This is a genomic window from Polynucleobacter finlandensis (assembly GCF_018881755.1).
Taxonomy (GTDB): Bacteria; Pseudomonadota; Gammaproteobacteria; order Burkholderiales; family Burkholderiaceae; genus Polynucleobacter; species Polynucleobacter finlandensis.
On sequence record NZ_JACVPS010000015.1, the window covers coordinates 1 to 18,835 of the forward strand.

The following is an 18,835-nucleotide window of genomic DNA, read 5'->3' on the forward strand; positions in this document are numbered from 1 at the left end:
AACCGGCGAAGTTATTGTCTTTGCTAGGGATATCAAGTCGGGAACCTTAACTCAAATTCAAGCTACCTCAAGCCTTCCAAGTGATAGCAAGTTGGTGCCCGGCAGACCAAGACCTCCAACTGGCTCACCTGAGGCGACTGCTTTTGATGACTCTAATATGATCTTCTGCGCTGAAATTAAATTGACCCCTAATGGTAAATTTCTTTACACATCCGAAAGAACTAAGAGTACATTAAGCGGCTTTGAAGTAGACCCAGCAACAGGAAAAGTAAAATATTTATTTAACATTCCAACAGAGGAAATGCCTAGGGGATTTAACGTTGATCCTAGCGGACAATTTTTAGTTGCCTCCGGGCAAAAGTCTGAGAAGGTTTCGCTTTATTCCATAAACCAAAGTACTGGCGAGCTCGCTCTAATTGAAAGAGTGCCTGCTGGTAAAGGTGCAAACTGGGTTACATTTGTAAAAACGAAGTGACGCTATGATTCACAAAATGAGAGCCGCCTCCGGGTGGCTTTTTTTAATAGCCTAGAGCTCCATTCCTACCCCGGCAGATCTATATGTTTATTGAGGCGGTGGCGGAAGATATGGGAGATTGCTTACGCTCTTATTGTCACTAAATGAAAAACCTCTATTAAGTCCACTCTAGAAGCGATATAGACGCTCCGGATTGCTCACTAGTACTTTCACTAAATTTTGGCGATTTGGAATCCAATCCGGTAGTAAGTTAAAGACCCTCACGTCGTTAGCAATTCTGTAAGGTGTTACTTGGGTTGCTGGAATGCCGGCGATGGTATTGGTATGGGGCCAATCACTTGCCCAGAGCATGCGATCAGGATTGGTTTCTACGTAAAGCTGAGCCAAATCTTTTACTTCAGAATAGTCAGGGCCCGCTTCAGAAATTCGATAAATACCAGATAACTTGATATAAATTTGGCCTGACCTAGCTAGATCCAAAATCACAGGTAACTCTACTTGTTTCTCAAAGCCCTTTGCTTTGATGGAGGCGAAGTGATCAAAAACAACAGGCACCGGAAGAGTGTAGATGGTATCGGCTATGCCGGCAATAACCTTAGCTGATGCGTAGATCTGAATATGTAGTCCAAAATCTTTTATACGCTGCGCCAAGGAAATTAATTGTTTGCGCGCCACTTCAGCATCAAAGATGCCGGAGGTAGAGAGATTCATGCGAACACCGCGGGCACCCATAACAATCATTTTAGTCAAGTCTTGATCGGAAGTTTTCTCATCAATCACAATCACTGCACGAGCAGAATTACCCATCTCTTCAGTAGAGAGTAGCTGGAAGGTGTTATCTGTACCATAAAAACTAGGCTGAATTAATACCACCCTGGAAAGATGTAGTTGCGTGAGATGTTTTCTGAGCTCAGGTACTCCACACTCAGGTGGGGTATAAACTCGATCTGAAACCATAGGGTATTTAGATTGGGGACCGATAACATGAATATGACAATCACATGCACCAACAGGCACATCAAAGTTAGGCTTCAATTGAGACTCCGCAAAAGATTCGGTAGAGAAAAGTGTGCTACCCGCGAGTAGTGCAGTTGAACTGGCAATGAAATTTCTTCTAGTGATCATGGCCTACCCTTAAAAAAACTAGCCTTTAGAAAAATGTCTAACAAAAGAATCGCCTACTGCTTTGGTACCCAGGTTTCCGCCAATATCTCTGGTTACTTCGCCGGAGTCAATTAATAGCCCAACGCATTTTTCAATTGCTTTTGATGCATCAGTAAACTGAACTTGAGTGGTTTTTTGGCCATGCCAGTTTAAGAGCATGGCTGCTGATAGAACAAGCGAGAATGGGTTAGCGATATCCTTACCAGCAATATCAGGCGCAGAGCCATGTGCTGCCTGGCCCATGGCGTATTGCTCCCCAGCATTAAGCGAACCACCTAGGCCAAGACTGCCAGATAGCTCCGCCGTAAGGTCAGACAAAATATCTCCGAACATATTAGTTGTGACGATAGTATCAAAGCGTTCTGGTGCACGCACAACATGAGCCATCATGGCATCAACAATGAAATCATCAATTTGCACTTGTGGATAGTTTTGGCCAATGGCTTTGCAAATATCGATAAACATACCATCACCAATTTTGAGGACGTTCGCTTTGTGAACAATGGTGACATGCTTTTTGCGAGTCATTGCTAGCTCAAAAGCTGCTTTTGCAATACGTTCACAACATTGCCTGGTAATCCTTCTCAGAGAAATAACTACATCAGGCGTGATGAGCATTTCGCTGCCGCCAGATTCAATATTCCTATCAGCATAAAAGCCTTCAGTATTTTCTCGTACGACAGCTAGATCAAAAGGCTTTACGCAGGTCGGTACCTTTGGATATGTGCGCGACGGCCGAATATTGGCAAATAGATCTAATTCTTTTCTAAAGAATTTAGAGGGATTAATCTCGCCTTTAGACTCATCTTTGAAATCGTACGTTGCCATGGGTCCGAGCATCAGGCCGTTAGCCGCCTTTACTTTTTCAAGCAGTATTGAGGTAACGGTGCTACCATATTTTTCTAAGCTACTATGTCCAGCAATTTCTTGCTCCAGTTTTAAGCCTAAATTAAATTTAGCAGAGGCGTTCTCCAATACTTGAGTTGTCACAGCCATGGTTTCTGGGCCGATACCGTCCCCAGGAATAATGATGATTTTCATGTCTTCTTCTTAATTTGAATCTAGTCGTTCTTAATTTCAATGGTCTTTAATAGTTTGCTGTATTTAATAGTTTCACGCTTAATGAACTCCATAAACTCGGCTTGTGAATTTATCTTAATGAATAAGCCATCCTTCTCTAAGGGGCCGCTAAAGGACGGATCTTTTAATACCTCGTTAATTTCAGCATTTAAGTAATTTGCAACATAATCTGGAGTACCTACGGGGGCAAAAATACCTCCCCAAAGTGTAAAGTTAAATCCCTTAATGGCATCTTCGGATACGGTATGCACTTCAGGAAGAATAGCCATTCTCTTTTCGGAAGATACCGCAAGCGCTCTGAGAGTTTTGCTTTCAATATGAGGAATGACAGCGGGTGCGCTTGAGAAAAAGATATCGACATGACCGCCAAGCAAATCAGTCATTGCCTGCCCAGCTCCCTTATAGGGGGCATGCGCCATATTAATATTCATATCTTGCGCTAGAGATGCCGCAGCTAAATGTCCGGGCGTCCCACTACCCGATGAGGCGTAAGTCATTGAGCCTGGTTTTGCTTTGGCGAGCTTAATAAATTCAGGGAGGGTACGATAGCTAGAGTTTCCTGGTGCCGCAAGAATGAGAGGGGCATCTCCTATTAGTGCAACGGGCCTGAAATCTTTATTGGTATCGTAGCCCACATCCTTATTCACAATTGGATTGATCACCATTTCGCCAGTTTGGCCTAAAAGGAGGATGTAACCATCAGGTTTTGATTTGGCAACATATCTTGTGGCTAGGGCCCCTGTAGCCCCTGGCTTGTTTTCAACTACAAAAGTTTGTTTTGTGCGAATACTCAGCTTATCTGCTAATCGTCTAGCTAGAACATCACCCAGACCCCCTGGGGCATAGGCAACCACAATCGTTACAGGTTTATTAGGAAAAGGGGGCGCAGAACTTTGTGCGTTGCAATGTGAAATTAAGAATAGTGCGGTTAACAGCGCGCAAAAAATTGTCTTCATTCTATTGAGATTGACCTATGCAAAGTAGTTGAATGATCTTAAACCTGGCTCTAAAGCGTGGGAATGATTTATCGACCATAAGTAGATATTACACAAAGATAAAACTCCCACATTTTCTGATGGACTCACTAGGTCTTAAATCTGAGACCAACGGACTGTGAGGGCAGACATTTAAAGAAAACCGCCAGGATTTCAATAGGTTACACATCCTGATTATCAGTGTGTGAATATTTTTGCGACTAATCTAACGAGAATATAAAAAGTATGATTTTACTTTTTGGCTTTCAAAACCACAGGATTTTTGGAGCAGCCATCTAATACCTCGTTGCTCCGCAGTATTTTATGATCTAGCAATTAAACCGGTTTAAAACCCAAAAGCCTTTCTGCTTTCGTTCAGCATAAATAAAGCAACAAATAAAAGAGTGAATCCAAAAATTCGCTTTAATTTTGGAACTTCTATGTTGCTAACCACTTTTGCCCCTAGAGGCGCAACAAGCACACTCGTAATAACAATACACAGCAATGCGGGTACATACACATAGCCAAGTGAGTACTCCGGCAGAGATAAATTTCCCCAACCCCCATAGATATACCCCAACGTGGATGATGCAGCGATTGGAAAACCCAAGCCAGATGAATTTGCCATAGCACTATGGGGCTTAATATTGCACCAAATCATAAATGGGACTGTAATAAAGGCGCCGCCCGCACCTAATAGACTCGCGATCACACCCGTCAACACGCCAAAAGCAAAGAGCCCAAAGGCTCCAGGCAGAGCTCGTGCAGCATGAGGGGCTTTATTAAAAATCATTTGGCTAGATGAGTAGATGATAAAAATAGCAAAACCCAGCGATAGCCAAGCCCCATTAATGACATCAAAAAATTTGCTGCCGCCTATTAATGCCCCTAACACAAGCCCGGGGGATAGGGCGCTAACCAGCCTCCAATTAATATTGCCGTATTTCTGGTGAGCCATCACAGCCGAGGAAGTGGTAAACAAAACGCTGGCCATACCTGTTGCAATTGCCATATGCATCAGAACATTTTGATTAAATCCTAAATGACCAAATATTAAAATCATCAGTGGAACTAAAATCATTCCACCCCCGATTCCTAGCAATCCAGCCAAGAATCCAGATACAGTCCCACCCAACATCAACCAAGCGATATCAATTATTGAAATACATCACCCCAAAAAGAAAAAGCAGAACTTCACGAGTTAGGGTGTGCAAAATTATTTTTATGCCAGAGCAAACTCAGAAAATTTTGCAACACTGAGTAATTTAGCGTCACCTCGGTAGTTCCCAATGAGCTGTATACCTAGTGGCAATCCATTCTTTGACTTGCCAGCAGGAATAGTAATGGAAGGTATTCCTAAAAAGCTCCAAAGGGCACAGAAAATCGGATCACCAGTAGAGACTAAGCTCTTCGGAGCTTCCCCACTTGCAGGAGCCATTAAGAATGCATCAAATTTATCAAAATAAGTGCCGATAGATGTGCGGAGCTTTTTCTGCAGAAACTTTGCAGCGATATAAGCAGGCGCACTATGTTTTAGACCCCTGGCCACCAACTCTTGAATATGAATGCTAAGTAAATCATTCACATGCTGAGAATGATCCGCATGAATTTCTGCGGCCTCTGCCTCCATAATGAGATTCATCGCCTGAATCGCATCCCAATACTCTTGTGGCAAAGATAGTTTTTGAACAATAGCACCGGACTCCTCGAGTCTCTGCGCGGCTAAATGCAAAGCCTGCTTTTGGTCATCAGACATCATATGGTCTAGCGGCGTCTCCAGCAAAGCAATCTTCGGCTTATCTAACATCGGCAATTCTCTGTTAACGCCAAATACCAAGTCAGCAATAACAATTAACTCTGGGTCAGACCAATCGCTATTTTTTAAATTGTTAAAAGCAAACGCCATATCATCAACTGACCGTGTGAAAAATCCAATGTGATCTAGTGAATAAGATAAGGCGTGAGCTCCAGACTTGGAAACCGCACCATAGCTTGCCTTATACCCCACTACCCCACAATATGCTGCCGGCCTAATAATTGAGCCTTGCGTTTGTGAGCCTAGACCTAATGGCACTATCCCCGCGCCAACTGATGCAGCCGACCCGCTAGAGGATCCACCGGGCGTATGTTCTGCATTAACAGGGTTTGTCGTTGGGCCTGGATTACGCCATGCAAATTCAGTAGTAACTGATTTACCAAAAATTATTCCGCCAAGACTGCGAATTTTTTGAACAATAGCTGCATCTTCAGCGGGGGTCTTATCTTTATAGATTGGTGACCCATTAGTCGTTGGAAGATCAACCGTATTGATAATATCTTTTACGGCAATTGGAATTCCTGAGAGTGGGCCAGGTTTTATCTGCTTTGCCATTGACTCTAATGTAGCCCTTGAGACAAAGGCCTTGAGAACTGGCTCTACCTCATTTGCCTTATCAAAAGATGTCTGCAATAAATCCATGGGCTTCAGTCGATTAGCAGAAATTAAGTTACAAGCCTCAGTTAGTCCAATTGTGTTTTTCATATTTTTTAGTTAAGCCAAAGAAATGGGGCGTAAAAATACGCCCCAAGTAGATTAATAATCGAGATTACTTTAGTTTTAAAGCGTTTTGAATATAGGTTTCGTTAATAAAATTTTCAAATGCAGGCTGCTCTTTTAGGTTGCCCAAAGCAATTTGTGTATCCATTGAAATTTTGAGTGCTGCAGGAGTAATTTGAACGTTCTTTGGAAAAACGTTTTCACTCATCATACGAGTTACCGCATTTTCAACCACTTGTGGATCAAGTGTTGGAAATTCCTTCTTAGCAACCTCAATAGCGCCCTTAGGATCTTTAGCCATAAAACGAAGCGCAACTTCCATGCCGTTCACCATTCTCTGAGCAGAAACAGGGTCAACAGTCTTCATTGCAGTAATGGATGAGAAAGCGTAAGCACCATAAGTTTTCGGGAAGCCCAAAACAACCTTCATTCCCTTAATCGCTACCTGATCAAGACCTGGCTCGTATAAGACTGCTACTTTAGCTTGGCCGCCCAATAAGGCTGCTGGCTCAGTACCAAGAGGAACTTGGATCGTGTCGACATCTTTTTCACTCATGCCATTTTCTTTAAGCAACTTAAGGAATAAGGAAGTACTTGTCGTTGGCATTAAACCAGTCACTACTTTTTGACCCTTGATATCCTTAATACTTGTAAATTTGACATCAGGAGCTGTTGCAATCCATACAGCTGCGCCGTTAACTGCATTACTAATAACGCCAACATTGGCGCCTTTTGAAGCGGCAATGGCAGTCCATTCAGGGCCATGAATTGAAAATTGCGAACTTCCTGAAAGCACTGAAGATAAAGCTGCAGTGGGAGATCCAGCAGTTTCTTTAATCACACTTAAGCCTTGGTCTTTAAAGAAACCTTTATCAATTGCGACATAAAGGGGTAAATACAACATCGACTGAAACGCCTGAGAAATAGTGACTGTTTTTACTTCAGCAGTTGCGCTAAACGACGCGCCGGCAATGGCTAACGCCGCAACCGTTACTTGTAGCTTTCTATAAATCGATTTCATGAAAAACCTCCGTGAGATTATTAAAAAAATTACATCCGAATTTGTGTACGTCCTGCATCATCGCGCCATGGGAATAAGAGGCGCTCCAAGGCATCAATACCGTGATACAAAAAGAAACCGACGATCATGAGCATGAATAATCCAACCCATACTGAATTGAGCTCATACAAGCTTGATGCGTTATAAATCATGTGCCCCAAACCAGCTTTAGATGAAATAAATTCACCTACAACAGCGCCAACTAATCCAAAACCTACATTGATACGAAAATTGGAAACAATTGCCGGCATTGACGAGGGAACAACGACTTGACGAAATATTTGTTTCCTATTTGCACCCATTGAGTAAAGCAGTGATTGCAAATCTTTATCGGCCTCTTTGGTTGCTTGATGAGCTGCGATCAAGGCAATAATGGCCGTCATAGAAACGACTAAAACAACCTTAGCGCCCAAGCCCGTACCAAACCAAAGCAAAATAATGGGAGCCAAAGCAATTTTAGGAACGCTATTGATAGCAACAATGAATGGCTCAACAATTTGTGACACCCATTTTGAGTACCACAGTAGTAACCCAATACTTGTCCCAACAAGGGTGCCAATGACAAAACCTAATAAAGCTTCCCAGAGCGTGTATCCCGTATCAATAAAGATTGAGTAATCCATCACACTTGCGATAAACCGCTTCCAAATACCAAATGGAGTGCCAATTAAAAACTCTGAGATGAGCCCAAACTCCGCCAATGTTTGCCATATGGCGAAAAAAATCACAACCGATAAAATTTGGATAAGGGACTTTCCAAAACCGGTTTCCAGCATTTGACTTATGGATCGCTTCTCTTGATTCATACCACTTCATCCTTTCTAGTTTGGATATCCAACTCTGAACAGAGAAGATGAAAATATTCGCCGAAATTTTTATGCGATCTAGCCTCTATCGGGGAGGATCGCTCAATATCAATATGATGTACATTTTTTACTACGGTAGGTCTTCCGCTTAGAGCAACTACCCGTTTAGATAGAGCAACAGCTTCATCAATATCGTGAGTGACCAGAATGACTGTCTTTTTAAACTTTGCTACGGCATCTAACAAAACGCTCTCAAGGTACAGTCTGGTTTGGTAATCTAAAGCTGAAAATGGCTCATCTAACAAGAGTATGTCCGGATCCATTAGAAGGGTACGAATGAGTGCAACGCGCTGTCGCATGCCGCCTGATAGGGTCTGAGGGTAAGCTTTTTCAAATCCAGATAAGCCAAAAGTATTGAGATAGTCTCTTGCCTTTTCCACTCCATTGGCATCATCCTCGCCGCGCACCCGTAATCCAAGCATGACGTTCTCGAGAACTGTGCGCCATGGGAACAGTAGGTCCTTTTGCATCATGTAGCCCACCTTACCTCTTAGGCTTTGAATTTTGTTGCCTCGATAGATCATATTGCCGCTATCAGTCTCAAGCAGGCCGGCGATGATATTGAAGATCGTCGACTTTCCGCAGCCACTAGGCCCAATGATGCTCAGAAAATCCTGCTCCATCACGTCAAATGTGAGTCCGTTAAGAACGGGAACTGGTCCGCCTTTGCTGGCGAATGATTTATGTATTGAATCCAATGAAAGTTGAACTACAGGGTTACTCACTATCAATCTCCATTAAATATTTTTATTAGGGTTGATACTTACATGTGCTTGCACCACTAGCGAGTCCATTTGCATTCATTTAGTGCGGCATTCATCGATAAGAGTGCAGCATTCATCAATCTGGTGCGCACCTTCAATTCATTGGTGAATCAAAATAAAAAGTGTCGATAGGTTTATATGGATGTTCATTTGGGATTGCTCTCATCCGAAGTCACAAGTACTTGCAATGTTGATTACCCACAACCTACAAGCAGTTCATTGCTCCAACTAGAGACCCATATGTTTATTGGAGTTGCGCTGGAAGATGTGTGAAGATTGCTTACACACCTAGTAGCACAGAAAGAAAAACGACTTAGGAATTTCTCCCTAAGTCGTTGATTTCATTGGTGGGCCCACCAGGACTTGAACCTGGGACCAAAGGATTATGAGTCCTCTGCTCTAACCAACTGAGCTATAGGCCCGTTAGTCTTTGGTTCAATCCTCTTCGAGGAAAGTCTTGAGTTTGTCGCTGCGGCTTGGATGACGCATTTTTCTCAGGGCCTTAGCTTCTATCTGACGAATACGCTCACGCGTCACGTCAAACTGTTTACCAACTTCTTCGAGCGTGTGATCTGTACTCATCTCAACACCGAAACGCATACGTAATACTTTTGCTTCGCGTGGTGTTAATGAATCCAGAACATCCTTCACCACATCGCGCATAGATTCATGCAATGCGGCTTCAGCTGGAGCCAAGGTATTGCCATCCTCAATGAAGTCACCTAAATGAGAATCTTCATCGTCGCCAATTGGCGTTTCCATGGAGATAGGCTCTTTAGCAATCTTCATAATCTTACGAATCTTGTCTTCAGGAATCTCCATCTTCAGCGCCAAAGTTGCAGCATCTGGCTCATGACCAGTTTCTTGCAAGATTTGACGGCTGATACGGTTCATCTTATTGATCGTTTCAATCATGTGAACCGGGATACGGATCGTACGGGCTTGGTCAGCGATAGAACGGGTAATCGCCTGACGAATCCACCAAGTTGCATAGGTGGAGAACTTATAACCACGACGGTATTCAAACTTATCTACCGCCTTCATCAAACCGATGTTTCCTTCTTGAATCAAATCCAAGAACTGTAAACCACGGTTGGTGTATTTCTTAGCAATCGAGATCACCAAACGTAAGTTGGCTACAGTCATCTCGCGCTTTGCTTCACGTGCACGCTTCTCACCAGCAGTCATGCGTTTGTTCACTTCTTTTAATTCTGGAAGTGGAATAACAACACGGGTTTGAATATCAATTAACTTCTGTTGAAGTTCTTGAACAGCAGGCACGTTACGTTGCAAGAGTGCGGTATATGGCTTGTTCTCTTTTAGCAACTTATCAGTCCAAGTCAGATTCATGGACATCTTAGGGAAGTCTTTCAAGACATCACCACGATTTACGCCAACCTTGTCTACTAATAAGCTAACAATGCCGCGCTCTAACTTCCAAACTTGATCCACTTGTGAGCGCATGGTGTCACACAACTTCTCAACACTCTTCGCAGTCAAACGGAAACCAAGCAACTCACCGCGGATGAGATCTTGCGCCTTGATATACGCTGGGCAGTTATAACCTTCTTTATCAAATGCACGGCGCATCTTATCGGCCTGAGTACGAACAATTGCAAATTTCTCAAGGGAAATCTGCTTTAACTCTTCAAGCTGTTTTGCATTCGCTGTAGCCGCACCGCCGCCACCGCCGCCTTCGTCTTCACCAACATCTTCGCCCTCTTCGGCATCTGGATCAACTTCTGGCTCTTCTGGTCCAAGCTTAATATCTTCAGCATTTGGATCTACCAATCCGTCTACGAATTGATCGATCTCGATTTCACCGCTAATGATCTTATCGACGTTGATCAAAATTTCGCCAATGGTGACTGGGCAAGCAGCTAGCGCCATCACCATGTCTTTGAGGCCAGCCTCAATCTTCTTGGCAATCACGATCTCGCCTTCGCGAGTCAGCAAATCAACCGTACCCATCTCACGCATATACATGCGGACTGGATCAGTTGTACGACCAAACTCTGAATCAACCGTTGATAAAGCAGCTTCCGCTTCTTCTTCAGCCTCTTCTTCTGTAGTTGCTGCAGAACCATTCTCATTTAATAAGAGGGTTTCAGCATCAGGGGCTTGCTCGTAAACAGTAATGTTGATGTCGTTTAAAAGGCTAATCAAAGTTTCCAATGCATCGGCATCAGATAACTCATCAGACATCACGTCATTCATCTCACCATGAGTTAAGTAACCCTTGGACTTACCCATCTTAATCAGAGTCTTCAGACGTGTACGACGCAACTCTTGCTGTGCTTCAGAGCCCAACTGTTGTGCTGCGAATTCTTTTAAAAGCGCTTTTTCTTTTGCCTTACGCTCACGCGCCTTTTGACGGTCGGTTAAGACTGGCTCTGCGCCCTCAACCGGAGCGTCAGCCTTGGCTTTACGACCGCGAACTTTTTTCTCTTCACCAACAACTTCAGTAGCACCCTCAACTTCTGGTGCTTTTACTTTTTTCCCCTTAGCTTCTGCTTTTGCATCTGCTTTTGGCTCGGCCTTCACAGCTTTTGCTGGTACAGCCTTAACAACAACTGCTTTTTCTTTTTTAGCAGGCTCAACTTTTGCGACTGGTTTAGAAGCTTTGGCCGGAGTCTTTGCTACCGGCTTTGCAACAGCCTTTACTGGTTTGGCTGGAGTCTTTGCTTTAGCGACTGGCTTAGCTGCAGGTTTTGCTGGAGCCTTTGCCTTAGCGACTGGCTTAGCTGCAGGTTTTGCTGGGGCCTTTGCTTTGGCGACTGGCTTAGCAGGCGTCTTTGCTTTGGCTGCAGGTTTTGCTGGGGCTTTAACCGGCTTGGCTGGAGTCTTTGCCTTGGCTACCGGTTTTGCTGGAGCTTTTGCTTTAGCAACTGGCTTAGCAGGCGTCTTTGCTTTGGCTGCAGGTTTTGCCGGAGCTTTTGCTTTTAGAGTTGTTTTAGCGGCTGGTTTTTTCTTGATATTAGGCATTTATTAGCACTTACTCACATTACTGTTGATTGATATCGACTGATTAAGTACAGCCACGTTGTTCACTTGCCCAAAATTTCATCAAAATAAAGCGCAAGTGACTGAATTAAATCGTTTTTTTCTTGGGAACAGAGGATTATAGTCGATTGTGACTTTTTTACCCCCACTTATCGTAAAAATATGGGGTTAATTTCTCTGATTTCTAGGGTGAAATCCGTTATTTCTTACGAGAACTTCAGCCTCTCGCCTAACTCACGATATCTAGCCCGATCTTGGTCGGTTGCCGTGTTTGCGGCAAGCTTTTGGGCAATCTGAGTCATCTCTAGCTTGAGATGGGTTAACTCGAGCTTTTTAAAGGCGCCATCTAAATCAGCCTCAGCACCCTCTAGATCTAAATCAGACCCCATGACCCGCTTTCTGAGCGCTTCGTACATCGGCGCCAATTCGCTACGAGACAGTTGCTCTTGGAACATGGCAAAAGCACCCGCCCCGACCATAGCGGGCTTTTCACCTTCACCAGGTACTAGCTCGACTTGATCGCATTGCGCCAATAAATCTTGCATCAATGTGAGCGTCTTAGTAGAGCGTTGTTCAGATGCCTGCAAAGCTAAGTCGCGTTTATTAGGATCTAAAGCCTTACCCAAATGCGGAAACTGAATTAATACCCGCAAAATTTGTACAGCCAAATCCGTGGGCGCTTGAGGGGGAGCAATGTTTTGTGCAACGACTCTTTTGGAAGATCCCTTTGAAGCTTGCCATGGTGCGCCTTGCGCTCTATTACCAGTGTTGGTATTCGTAAAGCCAGGTGCACGCGTTGGGCTTGCAGAATACGATCCAGTTTGTACAGGAGCAGGTGCTACTGTTAAACCACAAAAAGCCTCTAACTCTGCAGGTGTTGAGTTTGTTCTGATCGCCAGCTCGCGCAATATTTGTGTACGCAAAGCGATCGGTGGCATGGAGAGCAACAAAGGTTTAGCCGCATGATGCGTTTGCGCCCTACCCTCTGGCGTGGTGAGTTCATGCCCTTCGCTAGCAATCTTGAAGAAGAAGCTCGAGATTGACATCGCCTCTTTAATGACTTTTTCAAAAGCAGGGGCACCATAGGCACGAACATAACTATCCGGGTCATGTTCAGTCGGTAAGAATAAGAAACGAATTTCTTTATCGTCAGACATCAAGGGCAAGCAAGCTTCTAGCGCTCTCTGCGCTGCACGTTGCCCTGCAGAATCACCATCAAACGAAAAGACCACGCGATCGGTTTGGCGCAAGAGCATACGCACATGATTAGCGGTACATGCAGTACCTAAAGTAGCTACGGCATTCGGGAAACCCAATTGCGCAAGCGCCACTACATCCATATAGCCTTCGCACACCAAGACATATTCTTGTGCACGAATGGCCTGTCTTGCCTCAAATAATCCATAGAGCGTATTGCCCTTAGAGAAGAGTGGCGTCTCAGGGGAATTTAAATACTTCGGCTCGCCTTGATCCAAGATGCGCCCACCAAAACCAATCACCTGACCTTTGGGATTACGAATCGGAAACATAATCCGATCACGAAAGCGATCGTAACGTCTTGCGGTTTGATTGCCTTCGCTCTGCTCACTCTGAATGAGTAAGCCACCCTCTAATAATGTTTTAGCCACTTCATCATTAGCGTAAGTACCAAATACTGCTTCGAGGCCTTGCCAACCATCTGGTGCATAACCTAAGGAATAACGCTTGGCAATTTCTCCGGTAAGGCCACGACCTTTTAAATATTCCACGGCACGTGGCGCCACTTTGAGTTGTGCGCGATACCAATCAGATGCCGCACTCATGACTTCGCTCAGAGCCATCGCTTGTTGCTGTCTTGCTACGTCTTGAGCGGTACGCTCCTCACGTGGCACAGTAAGTCCAGCTGAACGCGCTAAATCTTCAATCGCATCTACATAACCCAACCCCGAATACTCCATCGCAAAACTAATGGCTGAGCCATGCGCTCCGCAACCAAAGCAGTGATAAAACTGCTTGGTGGGTGAAACAGAAAATGAAGGGGATTTTTCAGAATGAAACGGGCACAGACCTTGATAGTTTGCACCCGCTTTTTTTAACTTTACGTGCTCCCCAACCACATCAACGATGTCAATCCGATTTAAAAGATCGGCAATGAAGGATTGAGGGATGAGTGCCATTAGCGCTGAACTGAGTGGCTCACTTCGCCAGAGCGGCTTTCACCAAGGCAGAAACTTTTCCCATGTCCGCCTTACCAGCCAATTGCGCCTTGAGAGTACCAATGACTTTTCCCATGTCTTGAGGACCAGCCGCACCAGTGGCGCTCACCGCCGCAGCTACTGCAGCTTCAACCTCAGCATCTGACAATTGCGCAGGCAAATACGCTTGCAAGATGGCCATTTCGCCAGCTTCAATTGCAACCAAATCATCGCGCCCAGCTTTTTCAAACTGAGAGATTGAATCTTTGCGTTGCTTCATCATTTTTTCTACAGTCGCTATGACGCCAGCATCATCGACCACGATGCGCTCATCTACTTCACGTTGCTTAATGGCAGCCAATAAAAGACGGATGGCCCCTAAACGTGCAACGTCTTTTGCACGCATAGCGTTTTTCATATCTTCGGTAATTTGGTCTTTGAGACTCATGTCATGTTTCCTGTTGTACTGAATACCCTGAATGGATTCTTACATTGATTTTCTAACGATTATTACTCGGACGCTGAAAAAGCAAAAACCCGCTGCGTTTCACCGTCAGCGGGTTTCAAAGCTTCTCGGTGAAGAGAGCTTTTAAATGCGATTAGTAAAGCTTTTTAGGCAACATCTGGCTGCGAATACGCTTGTAATGGCGTTTTGCAGCTGCTGCTTTTTTGCGCTTGCGCTCAGCAGTTGGCTTTTCATAGAACTCGCGAGCACGCAAGTCGGTCAAAAGGCCATTTTTTTCAATGGTGCGCTTGAAACGGCGTAATGCCACTTCAAAAGGTTCGTTCTCACGGAGGCGTACTGTAGTCATACTTGTTTAACTCGTTTATGCTGGAAAATTACTGAATCACGGATTCTATCACGGCTAAGCGAAAAATGATTGTTTTAGGTATAGAAACTTCTTGTGACGAGACCGGGGTGGCTTTATACAACACCATGCCCTGGGAGAGTGCACAACCCGCTTCCCTAGGCATTCTGGGGCAGGCCCTGCACTCGCAGATTGCTATGCACCGTGAATATGGGGGCGTTGTACCGGAATTGGCTTCTAGAGACCATATTCGCCGGGTTTTACCCCTTTTAGACGAGTCTTTAGCCCAGTCTGGACTGGCACTCAAGGATATTGATGCGGTGGCCTATACCCAAGGCCCTGGCCTAGCTGGGGCCCTCCTAGTGGGCAGTGCCTTTGCTAAATCCCTTGCCCAAGGCCTAAACCTCCCCTCCATTGGGGTCCATCACCTTGAAGGGCACCTACTATCCCCGCTTTTAGGGGAAACAGCGCCGCAATTTCCGTTTATTGCCTTACTGGTTTCAGGTGGCCATACCCAGTTAATGAAAGTCAGTGGGGTTGGTCGTTATGAGCTCCTTGGTGAAACGCTAGACGATGCCGCGGGAGAAGCATTTGATAAAACAGCCAAGCTATTAGGCTTGGATTACCCAGGTGGTGCAGCGATTTCTAAACTGGCAGAAAAAGGACGGCCTAGTCAATTTGATCTGCCTAAGCCAATGCTGCATTCCGGTGATCTCGATTTTTCATTCTCTGGATTAAAGACAGCGGTTCTGAACCAAGTGAAAAAGTTTCAAGAAAAAAATATTACCGACGCAACTGAAGTGGCGCAATTTCATGCTGACCTGGCAAGGGCCTTCGTAGAATCCTTGGTTGCAGTATTAGTTAGCAAATCCGAAAGAGCGCTCAAGCAAACAGGCTGTAAGCATTTAGTACTTGCTGGTGGTGTCGGCGCGAACTTGCAGTTGCGCGCAGCGCTGAATGAGAAAGCGACTAAAAATGGTTTTGAAGTGCACTACCCACCACTAGATCTGTGTACGGATAACGGGGTGATGATTGCCTTTGCGGGAGCGCTGCGTTTACTTGCCCCCAACAACGGCTCAACAACATCGGGTGCATTTGATATCAAGCCCCGCTGGGACTTGCAGAGCAATAACCTCGTTTAAATCTCAGAGGTAGAACTTCACTCGTTATTTTGTCAGGCTGATCTTGGCAAAAGCGCTGTGATTATGAATCGACTCAAAGTTCTCAGCCTCAACCACAAATGACAGGATGCGTTCGTCAGCCTTGAGCTGACCAGCAACATCACGTACCAAGTCTTCAACAAATTTTGGATTGCTGTAAGAACGTTCGGTAACCCACTTCTCATCTGGGCGCTTGAGCAAACCCCACAACTCGCTTGAAGCTTCACTCTCAGCAGCAGTCACCAAATCTTCAACTGTCATTTTGGTTTTTGGATCCAGTGCCACTGTCATCGTCACATGCGAGCGTTGATTGTGCGCACCAAAATCTGAAATCTCTTTTGAGCAAGGGCACAAACTCATTACCGGCACTACAGCGCGCAAGTTCAATTCAACATCGATTGAACCAGTGGCATTTTTCTTACCCTTGGACATCCAAGTAACTTCGTAATCCATCAAACTTTCAACACCTGAGACCGGCGCTGCTTTTTTGACGAAATGGGTATAAGTAAATTGCACACGACCTTCAGTGGCATCCAAGAGCGGCAACATTTCGCGAACCATAGAAACTACAGAGGTGCTGTCGATTGGCTCATCTTGTTGTTGCAAGATCGCCATGAAACGCGACATGTGCGTTCCCTTGATATGCGCAGGCAATGCAACATCCATCTCAAAATTACCCACCGATGGAAAGCTACCAGTCTTGGTACGAATGGTGAGCGGATGGCGCACCCCACGAATGCCTACTTGCTCAATCGGCAAGGCACGCTCATCCCGAGTGGATTGCACATCGGCCATCACACTAGGTTTGAGAAAAGATGCATTCATATCGTTCATGGCTCTATTTTCCGGCAAAACCAGCTTATTTGCCTACGAATGCTGAATTAATGTTCAAGATTGCTGGAAAACGCCGTGTAATGGACTGGTGAATACCTTCTACATCCAGGCCACACTTGGCCATAAGCAATTTGTAGTCACCATGCTCGATAAATTCATCGGGAATACCCAGTTGCAATAAAGGCTTATTAATCCCCATTGCTGAGAGTGCTTCTAGGCAAGCACTACCCGCCCCACCTTGAATCGCGCCATCTTCAACCGTGACGAAATAATCATGGTCACTCGCTAAGGATTTAATGAGATCCACATCCAATGGTTTTACAAAACGCATATTGGCAACCGTTGCGTCTAAGCGCTCAGCAACGTCTAGTGCTGGGTACAGCAAAGTACCAAATGCCAATATGGCTACGCGACTACCAATAGCTGCCGTTGATTTGCGACGCAACTCACCTTTACCAAAAGGAAGTGTGCGCAGCTCTTTAGAAGGGATTGTGCCAACACCCGCACCACGTGGGTAACGTACTGCACTCGGATGGGATTGATGGAAGGCAGTCGTTAACAAATCTCGACACTCTGCTTCATCAGCAGGGGTCATCACCAACATATTGGGAATGCAGCGTAAAAATGGGATGTCATACACGCCAGCATGAGTCGCACCATCTGCACCGACTAAGCCGGCGCGATCTAATGCAAATAACACCGGCAAATCCTGAATCGCTACATCATGAATCAATTGATCGTATGCACGCTGTAAAAAAGTGGAATAGATTGCCACCACTGGTTTCATACCCTCACATGCCATACCAGCAGCAAAGGTCACCGCATGTTGCTCAGCAATGCCCACGTCGTAATACCGCTTCGGAAAATTCTTTTCAAACTCGACTAAGCCAGAGCCTTCACTCATTGCTGGCGTAATGCCTACCAATAGTGGATCAGCATGCGCCATATCGCACAACCATTCGCCAAATACTTGCGTGAAGGTTTTCTTGGGAGGAATGTCAGGCTTCTTCACACCCTCTTCTGGGTTGAACTTACTGGGACCGTGATAGAGCACAGGATTGGCTTCGGCTAATTCATAGCCCTGGCCTTTACGGGTCACCACATGTAGAAACTGCGGACCACGCCCTTCAAGCGCAAGGCGACGGACGTTTTGCAACATCGGAATCAAAGCCGCAAGATCATGGCCATCAATAGGACCGAAGTAATTAAAACCAAACTCTTGAAAAATGGTCGATGGCGAAACCATGCCTTTAGCGTGATCCTCTAAGCGTTTAGCAAACTCTCGTAAAGGGGGCGCAATAGATAAAACGCTATCAATACCTTTTTTGGTTGCCGAATAAATATTGCCACTGAGCAAGCGCGCGAGGTGTCGATTCAATGCACCTACCGCTGGCGAGATGGACATATCGTTATCGTTCAATATCACCACGAGCGGCAAGTCGTCATACACGCCTGCGTTATTCATCGCCTCAAAAGCCATGCCGCCGGTCATGGCGCTATCACCAATCACAGCAACAGCTACTTGTTTTTCGCCTTTAGTCTGGAATGCTCTTGCCATCCCCATCGCCGCAGAAATGCTGGTAGATGAATGGCCCGTCCCGAAAGCATCGTATTCACTTTCAGTACGACGCGGGAAACCCGATAAACCGTTGAGCTGGCGCAGAGTGCTCATGCGCTCACGGCGGCCAGTCAAAATCTTATGGGGGTAACTCTGATGACCCACATCCCAAACGATCCGATCGTTTGGCGTATCAAAAACGTAATGCAAAGCAATTGATAATTCCACCGTGCCCAAATTAGAGGAAAGGTGCCCACCTGTTTTAGAAACAGAATCTAAAACAAACTGGCGTAATTCAGCGGCCAATGCTGGCAACTCTTCACGGGAAAGCTTTTTTAAATCGGCGGGGGATTGTATGGAATCTAAAGTCATCGAATC

General features: G+C 45.2%; 16 protein-coding genes and 1 tRNA gene. 2 read left to right on the forward strand and 15 right to left on the reverse strand.

The genetic code is table 11. The annotated features are described in order from the left end of the window. Positions 1-475, forward strand: a 475-nt coding sequence (locus ICN49_RS09910; protein ID WP_216167915.1) for a lactonase family protein, incomplete at its 5' end; no start/stop codon positions are given. Positions 476-643: 168 nt separating this feature from the next. Here the strand turns inward: ICN49_RS09910 and ICN49_RS09915 are convergent. From ICN49_RS09915 to rpsU, 13 genes are all read right to left on the reverse strand, one after another. Continuing rightward, positions 644-1,600, reverse strand: a complete 957-nt coding sequence (locus ICN49_RS09915) for an amidohydrolase family protein (RefSeq protein WP_216167916.1) — start codon at positions 1,598-1,600, stop codon at positions 644-646. Between the two features lie 18 nt (positions 1,601-1,618). Further along, positions 1,619-2,680: an isocitrate/isopropylmalate dehydrogenase family protein gene (locus tag ICN49_RS09920; RefSeq protein WP_216167917.1), complete on the reverse strand. Its 1,062-nt coding sequence runs from the start codon at positions 2,678-2,680 to the stop codon at positions 1,619-1,621. A 20-nt stretch (positions 2,681-2,700) separates the two neighbouring features. Beyond that, complete coding sequence (locus ICN49_RS09925; protein ID WP_216167918.1) at positions 2,701-3,675, reverse strand: Bug family tripartite tricarboxylate transporter substrate binding protein; 975 nt, start codon at positions 3,673-3,675, stop codon at positions 2,701-2,703. Between the two features lie 364 nt (positions 3,676-4,039). Then, on the reverse strand, positions 4,040-4,831 hold the full coding sequence (locus tag ICN49_RS09930; RefSeq protein ID WP_216861192.1) for a sulfite exporter TauE/SafE family protein: 792 nt from the start codon (positions 4,829-4,831) through the stop codon (positions 4,040-4,042). Between the two features lie 84 nt (positions 4,832-4,915). After that, positions 4,916-6,214, reverse strand: a complete 1,299-nt coding sequence (locus ICN49_RS09935) for an amidase (protein WP_216167919.1) — start codon at positions 6,212-6,214, stop codon at positions 4,916-4,918. A 64-nt stretch (positions 6,215-6,278) separates the two neighbouring features. Next, complete coding sequence (locus ICN49_RS09940) at positions 6,279-7,250, reverse strand: ABC transporter substrate-binding protein (RefSeq protein ID WP_216167920.1); 972 nt, start codon at positions 7,248-7,250, stop codon at positions 6,279-6,281. 29 nt (positions 7,251-7,279) lie between these two features. Then, entirely contained in the window at positions 7,280-8,095 is an 816-nt protein-coding gene (locus ICN49_RS09945) for an ABC transporter permease (protein ID WP_216167921.1), read from the reverse strand. Then, complete coding sequence (locus tag ICN49_RS09950; RefSeq protein WP_216167922.1) at positions 8,092-8,880, reverse strand: ABC transporter ATP-binding protein; 789 nt, start codon at positions 8,878-8,880, stop codon at positions 8,092-8,094. Before ICN49_RS09950 ends, ICN49_RS09945 begins: the two co-directional genes overlap by 4 nt. A 384-nt stretch (positions 8,881-9,264) precedes the next feature. Then, positions 9,265-9,341: transfer RNA gene (locus ICN49_RS09955), tRNA-Ile, on the reverse strand. Between the two features lie 13 nt (positions 9,342-9,354). Then, positions 9,355-11,904, reverse strand: coding sequence for an RNA polymerase sigma factor RpoD (gene rpoD / locus ICN49_RS09960; RefSeq protein WP_216167923.1), 2,550 nt, complete (start codon positions 11,902-11,904; stop codon positions 9,355-9,357). Between the two features lie 224 nt (positions 11,905-12,128). Next, complete coding sequence (dnaG, locus tag ICN49_RS09965; RefSeq protein WP_216167924.1) at positions 12,129-14,078, reverse strand: DNA primase; 1,950 nt, start codon at positions 14,076-14,078, stop codon at positions 12,129-12,131. Between the two features lie 19 nt (positions 14,079-14,097). Further along, the gene (locus ICN49_RS09970) at positions 14,098-14,544 is read right to left on the reverse strand and encodes a GatB/YqeY domain-containing protein (protein WP_216167925.1); all 447 of its coding nucleotides are present in this window, start codon (positions 14,542-14,544) and stop codon (positions 14,098-14,100) included. A 151-nt stretch (positions 14,545-14,695) separates the two neighbouring features. Next, positions 14,696-14,908, reverse strand: coding sequence for a 30S ribosomal protein S21 (gene rpsU / locus ICN49_RS09975; protein WP_011903537.1), 213 nt, complete (start codon positions 14,906-14,908; stop codon positions 14,696-14,698). Between the two features lie 65 nt (positions 14,909-14,973). On the opposite strand from rpsU, the gene tsaD reads away from it, so the two are divergent. Then, on the forward strand, positions 14,974-16,047 hold the full coding sequence (gene tsaD, locus ICN49_RS09980) for a tRNA (adenosine(37)-N6)-threonylcarbamoyltransferase complex transferase subunit TsaD (RefSeq protein WP_216167926.1): 1,074 nt from the start codon (positions 14,974-14,976) through the stop codon (positions 16,045-16,047). Between the two features lie 24 nt (positions 16,048-16,071). Here tsaD and folE2 read toward each other — a convergent pair whose 3' ends face one another. Together folE2 and dxs are read right to left on the reverse strand one after the other, a co-directional pair. Next, positions 16,072-16,899, reverse strand: a complete 828-nt coding sequence (gene folE2 / locus ICN49_RS09985; RefSeq protein WP_216167927.1) for a GTP cyclohydrolase FolE2 — start codon at positions 16,897-16,899, stop codon at positions 16,072-16,074. 25 nt (positions 16,900-16,924) lie between these two features. Further along, the gene (gene dxs, locus ICN49_RS09990) at positions 16,925-18,829 is read right to left on the reverse strand and encodes a 1-deoxy-D-xylulose-5-phosphate synthase (protein ID WP_216167928.1); all 1,905 of its coding nucleotides are present in this window, start codon (positions 18,827-18,829) and stop codon (positions 16,925-16,927) included. Between the last annotated feature and the right edge of the window lie 6 nt (positions 18,830-18,835).

Excerpts from the sequence above, each read along its gene's own strand:
- ICN49_RS09940 (WP_216167920.1), bottom strand. The coding sequence starts at position 7,250 with ATGAAATCGATTTATAGAAAGCTACAAGTAACGGTTGCGGCGTTAGCC.
- ICN49_RS09970 (WP_216167925.1), bottom strand. The coding sequence starts at position 14,544 with ATGAGTCTCAAAGACCAAATTACCGAAGATATGAAAAACGCTATGCGT.
- tsaD (WP_216167926.1), top strand. The coding sequence starts at position 14,974 with ATGATTGTTTTAGGTATAGAAACTTCTTGTGACGAGACCGGGGTGGCT.
- ICN49_RS09935 (WP_216167919.1), bottom strand. The coding sequence starts at position 6,214 with ATGAAAAACACAATTGGACTAACTGAGGCTTGTAACTTAATTTCTGCT.
- ICN49_RS09930 (WP_216861192.1), bottom strand. The coding sequence starts at position 4,831 with ATGTTGGGTGGGACTGTATCTGGATTCTTGGCTGGATTGCTAGGAATC.
- rpoD (WP_216167923.1), bottom strand. The coding sequence starts at position 11,904 with ATGCCTAATATCAAGAAAAAACCAGCCGCTAAAACAACTCTAAAAGCA.
- dnaG (WP_216167924.1), bottom strand. The coding sequence starts at position 14,078 with ATGGCACTCATCCCTCAATCCTTCATTGCCGATCTTTTAAATCGGATT.
- ICN49_RS09945 (WP_216167921.1), bottom strand. The coding sequence starts at position 8,095 with ATGAATCAAGAGAAGCGATCCATAAGTCAAATGCTGGAAACCGGTTTT.
- ICN49_RS09920 (WP_216167917.1), bottom strand. The coding sequence starts at position 2,680 with ATGAAAATCATCATTATTCCTGGGGACGGTATCGGCCCAGAAACCATG.
- ICN49_RS09925 (WP_216167918.1), bottom strand. The coding sequence starts at position 3,675 with ATGAAGACAATTTTTTGCGCGCTGTTAACCGCACTATTCTTAATTTCA.
- dxs (WP_216167928.1), bottom strand. The coding sequence starts at position 18,829 with ATGACTTTAGATTCCATACAATCCCCCGCCGATTTAAAAAAGCTTTCC.
- rpsU (WP_011903537.1), bottom strand. The coding sequence starts at position 14,908 with ATGACTACAGTACGCCTCCGTGAGAACGAACCTTTTGAAGTGGCATTA.
- folE2 (WP_216167927.1), bottom strand. The coding sequence starts at position 16,899 with ATGAACGATATGAATGCATCTTTTCTCAAACCTAGTGTGATGGCCGAT.
- ICN49_RS09915 (WP_216167916.1), bottom strand. The coding sequence starts at position 1,600 with ATGATCACTAGAAGAAATTTCATTGCCAGTTCAACTGCACTACTCGCG.